At 65.8% G+C, this 7717-nt stretch carries 6 protein-coding genes; 1 reads left to right on the forward strand and 5 read right to left on the reverse strand.

The annotated features are described in order from the left end of the window. Window positions 1-1752 (forward strand): DUF4105 domain-containing protein (locus BAY1663_RS21340; RefSeq protein WP_037044799.1); only part of this gene is annotated, 1752 nt, incomplete at its 5' end. Window positions 1753-1941: 189 nt separating this feature from the next. Here BAY1663_RS21340 and BAY1663_RS21345 read toward each other — a convergent pair. From BAY1663_RS21345 to tssI, 5 genes are all read right to left on the reverse strand, one after another. After that, window positions 1942-2796: a hypothetical protein gene (locus tag BAY1663_RS21345; RefSeq protein WP_256206927.1), complete on the reverse strand. Its 855-nt coding sequence runs from the start codon at window positions 2794-2796 to the stop codon at window positions 1942-1944. After that, the gene (locus tag BAY1663_RS21350) at window positions 2732-4918 is read right to left on the reverse strand and encodes a hypothetical protein (RefSeq protein ID WP_256206928.1); all 2187 of its coding nucleotides are present in this window, start codon (window positions 4916-4918) and stop codon (window positions 2732-2734) included. The genes BAY1663_RS21345 and BAY1663_RS21350 overlap by 65 nt, the downstream gene beginning before the upstream one ends. 17 nt (window positions 4919-4935) lie before the next feature. Beyond that, window positions 4936-5568, reverse strand: a complete 633-nt coding sequence (locus tag BAY1663_RS25570) for a toxin VasX (protein WP_256206929.1) — start codon at window positions 5566-5568, stop codon at window positions 4936-4938. 64 nt (window positions 5569-5632) lie between these two features. Beyond that, a complete protein-coding gene (locus BAY1663_RS26115) occupies window positions 5633-6001 on the reverse strand; it encodes a DUF4123 domain-containing protein (RefSeq protein WP_371257646.1) in 369 nt (122 codons plus the stop codon). A 133-nt stretch (window positions 6002-6134) separates the two neighbouring features. Then, a partial coding sequence (tssI, locus tag BAY1663_RS21360) for a type VI secretion system tip protein TssI/VgrG (protein WP_037044807.1) occupies window positions 6135-7717 on the reverse strand: 1583 nt, incomplete at its 5' end.

The raw sequence follows: 7717 nt of genomic DNA on the forward strand, positions 1-7717 counted from the left end.
CGCGACGGCCTGCCGCAACAGGCCTATGGCCGCGCCGGCGGCGACCTCATCGAGCTCAACCGGCGCCTGTTGCCGGCACTCGCCGACGGTTCCGCCGCGCACCAGCGCACCGACCGCCCGCATGGCACGCTCCGCCGCGAACTGCTCGCCACCGTCATCCACGAGCTGGTCCATCTCTACGACCGCGCCCGCCTCTGGTCGCCCGCGCAGCAGTTGCTGCAGGGCCAGTGCCGCCAACGCGCCGGCAGCCTCGGCCTGGTCGGCCTGCCGGACGATTGCCGCGGGCAGACCCGGCGCCGCTTCACCCTCAGCGACGATCCGCGCCTGCTCGACCTGGCCGGCTGGCCGCAACGGGTCGGCCGCCGTGGCCAGCGCGAACACGACAACGCCCAGGTGGCGCGCAGCCCGGACAACTACGAGCTGACCAGCCCGTTGGAATTCGTCGCGGTGAACCTGGAGTACTTCCTGCTCGACCCCAGCTACGCCTGCCGGCGGCCATCGCTGCAGCGCTACTTCAGCGAACACTTCGGCTGGCAACCGGCGGATACCGCGGCCTGTGCGCCCGGGCTGCCGATCCTCAATGCCGGCCGCGATTTCGGTCGCACGCCACTGCTGCAGCTCGATCCCGCACGGGTCTACGAGGTCGACTACCTGTTCGCCGAGGCCAACGAGGCCTGGGTCAGCCGCTGGGGCCACAGCATGCTGCGCCTGGTGATCTGCGCCCCGGGCCGCGAACCCGGGCCGGACTGCCGGCTCGATCTGGACCAGCACCTGGTGCTGTCCTTTCGCGCCTTCGTCGACGACGTGCAGCTGTCCAGCTGGGACGGCCTGACCGGCGTCTACCCGTCGCGGCTGTTCGTCCTGCCGCTGGGCCAGGTGATCGATGAATACACCAAGGTCGAACTGCGCGGCCTGGCCTCGGTGCCGCTGAAGCTGAACCGCGACGAGATCCGTACCCTGGTCGAGCGTAGCGCCGAACTGCACTGGAGCTACGACGGCAACTATTACTTCCTGTCCAACAACTGCGCGGTGGAAAGCCTCAAGCTGCTGCGCAGCGGTACCGCCCGCGCCGAGCTGGCGGCGCTGGACAGCATCCTGCCCAGCGGCCTGCTGGAAGTCCTGATCAACCGTGGCCTGGCCGACGCCAGCGTGCTCGACGACCCGCGCGAGGCGCTGCGCCTGGGCTATCGCTTCGACTCCTACCGCGACCGCTACCAGGCGATGTTCGCCGTGCTCAAGGAACGCCTCGGCCTGCCGCAGGACAGCGTCGAGCAATGGCTGGAGCTGCCCGCCGCCGAGCGTCGGCGCTGGATCGAACAGGCCGACCTGCGTGCCAGTGCCGCTCTGCTGCTGGTCGAGCAGGCAGCCCTGCGCCGGCAATTGCTGCTGGCCCAGGACGAGCTGAAGAACCGCTACCTCGGCGGCCGCGGCCGCGATGTCACGCTGAGCAAGGCCGACGACGCGCTGCAGGAGCTCCTCGCCAACAGCGGCTACCTGAGCCGCCCTGCCGAACTGCTTGGCGGCCAGGGCTACGGCCTGCCCCAGGCCAGCGAATGGCAGCGCCTGGAACACGAAAGCGCGCAACGCCAGCTGCGGCTCAACCAGCTCAGCGGAGAGCTGGAGCGGGAAGTCCGCGTACTGCTGGGCGATGAGCGGCGGCAGGAGCTGGAGACCATCGAGACCAACCTGACGCAGATCGGCGCGCACCTGCGCACATTGCACAAGGCCGGCGGCGGGCTGGAGTTGCCTTAGGTCCGTCGAAATTGCCGTGAAGCAAACCGCTTCTGCAATCCGGCACCGCCCGACGTAGGGTGCGCTCCGCGCACGCATCCTCCGAGGCCCGGCGGTGCGCGAAGCGCACCCTACGAAAAGCCCGTTCCCCGGGTGGGACGGCCGGACCGTTTCGTCGCGAACCGCTTCAGCAGAGTCCTATCCACGCATTCACACATCCAGCCCACGTTCTCGCTCCAGATCGATCAGCCGCGTCATCGGTCCGTCGGGCTGCAAACGCTCGGTGACGATCTGCGGCCAGCGGTTGCGCGAGCGGCGTTTGGCGATGTTGTAGGTGAACTCCTGCAGCCAGTTCATCGGGTAGAACAAGGTCTCTCCAAACAAGGAAAAGGCATCGGTCCAGTCCAGGTAATTTTTGCCGCCATGGGCGGCTTTCTTCTCGGCAATTTTCTGTTTGACCCAAGGGAGAAAGTCCGTGGGTTTCATATGGGCGGAAAGCATTTCCCTGACGAAGACATCGGATTCGCTGCGCTGGCCGTTCTCGTCGAACCAGGGGCCGTTGTCCATATAGGCGCGCAGCCACTCCCAGAAGCCCTTCTGCATCTGCAGGGTCTTGCCCATGGGCAGGCCCAGGCTCACCAGCAGGGCGTTGTCCGGCTCGCCCAAGCGTCGCACCAGGATTTCCAGGGAAGCATTGCGCATGCCGCCGGTATGCGGACCGACCATGATGAACTCGCCGGCCAGCGCCTGGATACCATCCCAGGGGGTATGGAACAACTCACCGTTGTGATCGAAATAGACTTCGCGAGTGCGGCGGTTGAACAGGATGGGCAGGGGGAGTGGGCGGCGAGTTTCCCAGAGGAAGGCCGGCAAAACTAAAGCGGCAGTAAATGAGAGCGTAAATATCGCGTCCTTGATGTCCCCTTGTAATGCAAATAAAAGAGAGAAAAAAAGCATTGTTAAACCACCAATTCCTCCCATCATTCCAGTCAACATTCCTCTACCCGTATCTCCCCCGGCCTTTAGGGTCAGATAGTGCTCGGTATGTTCGTCGGTGACGAACATCTCCCAAGGTTTTTCCCCGGTGGACTGGTCGGGAAGCAGCACCACGCTGGAGTTCTTGCCAAAGCGAGCGCGGGCTTGCTGAATCAAATCGCTTACAGCCATGCGAGTTCCTTGATTTCAATGGGAGGCAGGTCAAACCCTCGATGGGGGAGTAACTAAGCTCGCCGTGGATGGCATCCAGTTCGCTGCCGTGCTCCTCGTGGTAGACGCGGCGATAGACCGCCACACCAGGCTCGCCCCGTACCCGGGTGCCGTCATGGCGATCGAAGTCCTTACCAGTCCATTCCACGGCCTTGCGCCTGCCACCGAGGCCAAGGAAGCTGCCCCAGGTCTCGTGGCCCTTGAAGTGGATCATATCGTCGGTCAGGGCGTCCTTGCCCGGCAGGCGCAGCAGTACGTAGGTGATGGTCTGCATGCCGCGATAGGGGTTCAGTTCGTTGAGGCGATAGGCCTGGAAGACGATGGGAAAGAGGAGCTTGTAGAACTCGGTCATCGATCGCTCGTAGCTGTCGGCCCAATCGGCGGGTCGGATGCCGAAGCGGGTGTGCTTGACCCAGGCTTCCAGTGGAGTGTCCTGGGTATATTGCCGGGCGATCACCCCACCGACGATCAGGATGGTGACGCCCAGCGCGCGGGCAGCCAGGTGCGGCGCCACGCTGATGCCCCGGGCAATCGCGGAGGCTTCGCCAGCCATTACTGCCGCGCGGGCGGCACGCATGGCGCGAAAACCTTGTACATAGAGGGCCAGATTGGTGGTAGAAGCGAGGGTCAACCCGGCATTGATGGTGGCGGTGTCCAGATCACCAGTTTGATAGGCCTCCAATGCCTCGATTCCGAAGACCAGCGCATCGAAGCCCGAGGTAATCGATTGCAGCCCAGCGGTAGCCGCACCACGAACCAATGCACGTTCTAGCGTTTTTTGCGAGCTGATGGACAGCGCGCCACTGATTTCTACTGAGGTCTTCCAATCAACTTCTGCGACTTTCTGCAGGGTAGCAAATAGAGCAGAAGAAACGCCGAAAGCGCCGCCCAGAGCGCTCAATAAACTTTTGGCGTTTCTTTCTCGGTAAAACTGAAAACCACCCCAAGCAAAATTCACCCCCGCCACCAACGCCACCAAGCACTTGAGCGGCGCCTTTTCCAGCGCGCCCTTGCCAAGGTCGAGCATTCCCCTGAGGTTGACGTCCGCCGCCAGATGTCCGGCCAGGGCAGGCAGGTCCTTGGCTGGTAGCAGGCGGAAGAATGGCAGGGCGTCGCTGATAGCAGCACTCAGCTGTGTGGGTTTGATATGAGCGGGTAGCCTGGGGCGCGTGCCCATCAGGTCGCTCATCCATTCGCCCAGTTGCCGCTGGCTGACGGCCTCGACGGCCAGGCGTTGCTGGCTGCGCGCCAGCGAGGCCGCCAGGTACAGGCGTCCGGCGGCCTTGGTGCCGTCATCGGCGCGTTGCAGGCCCAGCCCGGCAATGGGGGCCAGGGCGGTGAACAGGGCTTCCAGCGCCGAGCCCTGGACATGCCGGGCCAGTTTCTCCGCGGCCTGGTTGAGCAGCTCCGCCAGCTTGCGGGCTTCGTCGAGCAGGTTGGCGCCATTTTCCCGGGCGCCGTCGGCCAATCCGGTAAGGGCGTTGATTTCGCCGATACCCAGGCGCTTGCCCAGGCCCAGCAGCGACCAGACCAGCCAGGGTTTGCCGGAGCGCTGCTGGAGCGCCAGCGCGTCGGCGATGGCCTTGGCGCCCGGACCAGTGGCCGCCGGGCCGAGGCAGGCCGCCGCGAAGTGCAATTCCAGTTCACTGCGGGCCGCGGGACGTTCGATGTCGAAGTGACCGCAGGCGGTGTCCAGGCTGGCGGGACCGAGTTGCGCCAGGGTGTCGAACCAGGCCGCCCAGAGTTCGCCGAGGCGGCGGATGTCGGCAGCGTGGTCGTCTTCCTCCCGCGTCTGTTCCTGCCAGGTGGCGTGCAGCTTCCGGTAGTCGGTGATATCGCGCAGTTGCCCACCGACCTGCGGATCGTTCTCGCCCAGGGACTTGAGTACACCGGCCATGGCCCAATCCTCGCCGCGGATCTCCCGGGTGACCTTGAAGGCCTGCTGGCGGGCGCGGATCAGTTCGGCCAGGTCCAGCAACACGCCCCAGGGATCGTCGATCAGGCATAGGCCTGTTGCTCGCAGCGCCGCATGTCGTCCAGCAGGCCCGGCCAGGCGGGGCGATGGGCAGCGGAAGGCTCGCAGCTCCAGCCATACCAGTCGGCATCCATATAGTCGCCGATCCGTTCGTGGATGCCGCGGGCCTGGCCGCTGAAAGGCGTCGCGCCCGGAGTGATGGTGCGCATCACCCGCTGGCGAATCTCCGTGCCGGCCCTGGCGGCAGCGAACTGCGCATCGCTCCACTGGCTTGGCGACCAGACCAGCATGGCCGGTTCGCCAGCAGGCAGCAGCAGATAGGCCAGGCTGCGCCCGTCGATGACCTTGCCGCCACGCGGGGTCTGCGTCAGCACGGACTGGACGACGCGGTATTCGACCAGCCGTTGCAGCCCACTCTGCCAGACATACAGCCAGCCATCGCGCAGCAGGCGCGCGGTGTAGTTCAGCGGGCGGCCGCGCAAGGGCTCGAAATAATCGCCGATGGCGGGAAATTCCCCTCGCAGCGGCGGCAGCTCATGGGCGCTGGTATCCACCGCCAGGGTCGGGCCGAGTGCATAGCGCAGCGGCAGCACGGCACTGAGCAAGGGGCAGGCGGCGGGCGTCAAGCGAGAGGAACGGGGAGCCTGGGCAGTCATGGTTTCGCGTCCTGTGCGATATCGTCCTGATTGGCCAATGCCTGCAGCAGGGGCCAGTCGAGCGTCAGTTGGGCGGCGATGCCAGATCGTCCGGCGCCCCGTCCTGCTGCGGCCGGTCATTATGCCAGGCGCAGAAAATGCCGGTCCCATCGCGAAGCCAGACGCCCTGGACGCCATGCCAGAAACCTTCCGGCCACTGCGCCCCGCTCTGCCAGGCACGGTACAGCGGACAGGCATCGCCCAGGCGCAACCAGAGTTCGCCCCGCTCCGGCGTGAAGATGCGTAGGCGGCGCTGCAGGATGCATTGAAGATCGTCCAGCGCGGCATCGCTTTGCAGCCAGACGCCATCCTCGATATCGCTGCCGTGCCGCCACGCCTCGTAGACCGGACTACCCTGCGGGGCGTCCAGCAGGATGGGGCCCGCATCGGCGATGGCTCATAGTCCGTGCCCAGCAGCAACGGCCAGGGTTGATGAGTGGGAAAGCGCTGATAGAGCCAGGCCGTGGCATTTTCATGGCGGGCGCCGTCCAGCAGAAGGGCGCCGTTGCCAGTGGCAGGGTGTGCGTTCATGCATCGTCCTCCGGCAAGGCCCTGGCCGCCTCGCAGACTTCGCACACACCCGCGCGGGTACTGCGAAACAGCAGGTTCTGCTTGAGCAGCGCTTCCAGCGGAACGCCCGGCCTGTCCGCATCAGCCGGGCTCACCTGCCCCGGCAGGATCGGCCTCGCCCCCGAGCCCTTGCCTGGGCTGCCGCCCGAATTGGCCTTGATGACGGGGCCGCTGAGGGTGATGCCGCCGGCGTCGAGCTTGACGAAGCTGCCGGCGGCCTTGAAGGTGAGTTCGCTGCCGGCTTCGAGCACCACTTTCAGGCCGCTGGAGAGGTGGATTTCCTGGCCCGCCTCGACGAACTGCCCGTTGCCGATCCGGATGTGCTGGTCGCGGCCCACCGTCAGGTGGTCGCTGGCCCTGACTTCCGTTTTACGGTCGCCGTGGGTGGTGCGGTGTTCCTCGGCCTGGAATTCGCTGTAGGCGTTGGCCTCGACGCGGTCGTGGCGTTCGTGGCCAACGCGAATCTTCTGGTCGTGCTCGATGTTCTCATCCCAGTCGCGCTGGGCGTGAACGTAGATCTGCTCGGCGCCTTTGCGGTCCTCGATGCGCAGTTCGTTGTAGCCATCGCCGCCCGGCGAGCTGAGGGTCTTGAACACCGATCGGGTCTTGTGCGCCGGCAGCTCATAGGGCGCGACGTGCTCGGCGTGGTAGAGGCAGCCGGTGACCAGTGGCTGGTCGGGGTCGCCTTCGAGGAAGGTGACCAGCACTTCCATGCCCACCCGCGGGATGGCGACGCCGCCGTAGCGGTCGCCGGCCCAGCTGCTGGAGACGCGCAGCCAGCAGCTGCTCTTGTCGTCGCGTGTGCCTTCGCGATCCCAGTGGAATTGGACCTTCACGCGGCCGTGCGGGTCGCAGTGGATTTCCTCGCCGGCCGGGCCGGTGACCACGGCGGTCTGGCTGCCGAGGATTTTCGATTTCGGGTGTTTCAGGGCCGGGCGGTAGGGGATGTCCCAGGGTGTGGCGAGGAAGCGGTTGCGGTAGCTCTGCTGGAAGCCGTCGTCTGGCTGGGTATCGCTGGTCGCCGACTCTTCCAGCACCTGCGGCTGGCGGCCCTGGTGGTGGATTTCGCTCAGTAGCCAGAGCTGGTTCCAGTCGGCACGCGGATGGTCGGTCAGTTCGAGGAAATGGCCGCTGAGCAAGCACGGCTGGTCGCTGCTGCCCTCGGCCTGCTGGTAGTCGTGACGGTGGCGCTCCAGAGCGCGTTGCGCCAGGTGCCTGCCACGGGCCCGATCGACGAAGCGCCCAGGGTAGTCGTAGTCTTCCAGGTCCGGGACGAGCTCACCGGAGACGGTACTCTCCAGTTGCAGACGCGGTTGCTCGAAATCGTAGTCGCGGCGGCTGACGCGGCTGGTGCGGGTTTCCATGCGCAGGCCGAAGCGCTTGACCACCGGCTCGTCGGCCACCAGCCCGGAATCCTGTTGGTAGGCCACCGGCGCGAGCGTCGGAAACACCGTCTGGTCGTCGCCGAAGACCAGCACATGGCCCTGGCGGTCGTGCTCGAAGTGGTAGTGGATGCCTTCTTCCTCGCACAGGCGCTGAA

Source organism: Pseudomonas sp. BAY1663 (assembly GCF_000582595.1).
GTDB classification, from domain to species: Bacteria; Pseudomonadota; Gammaproteobacteria; order Pseudomonadales; family Pseudomonadaceae; genus Stutzerimonas; species Stutzerimonas stutzeri_AF.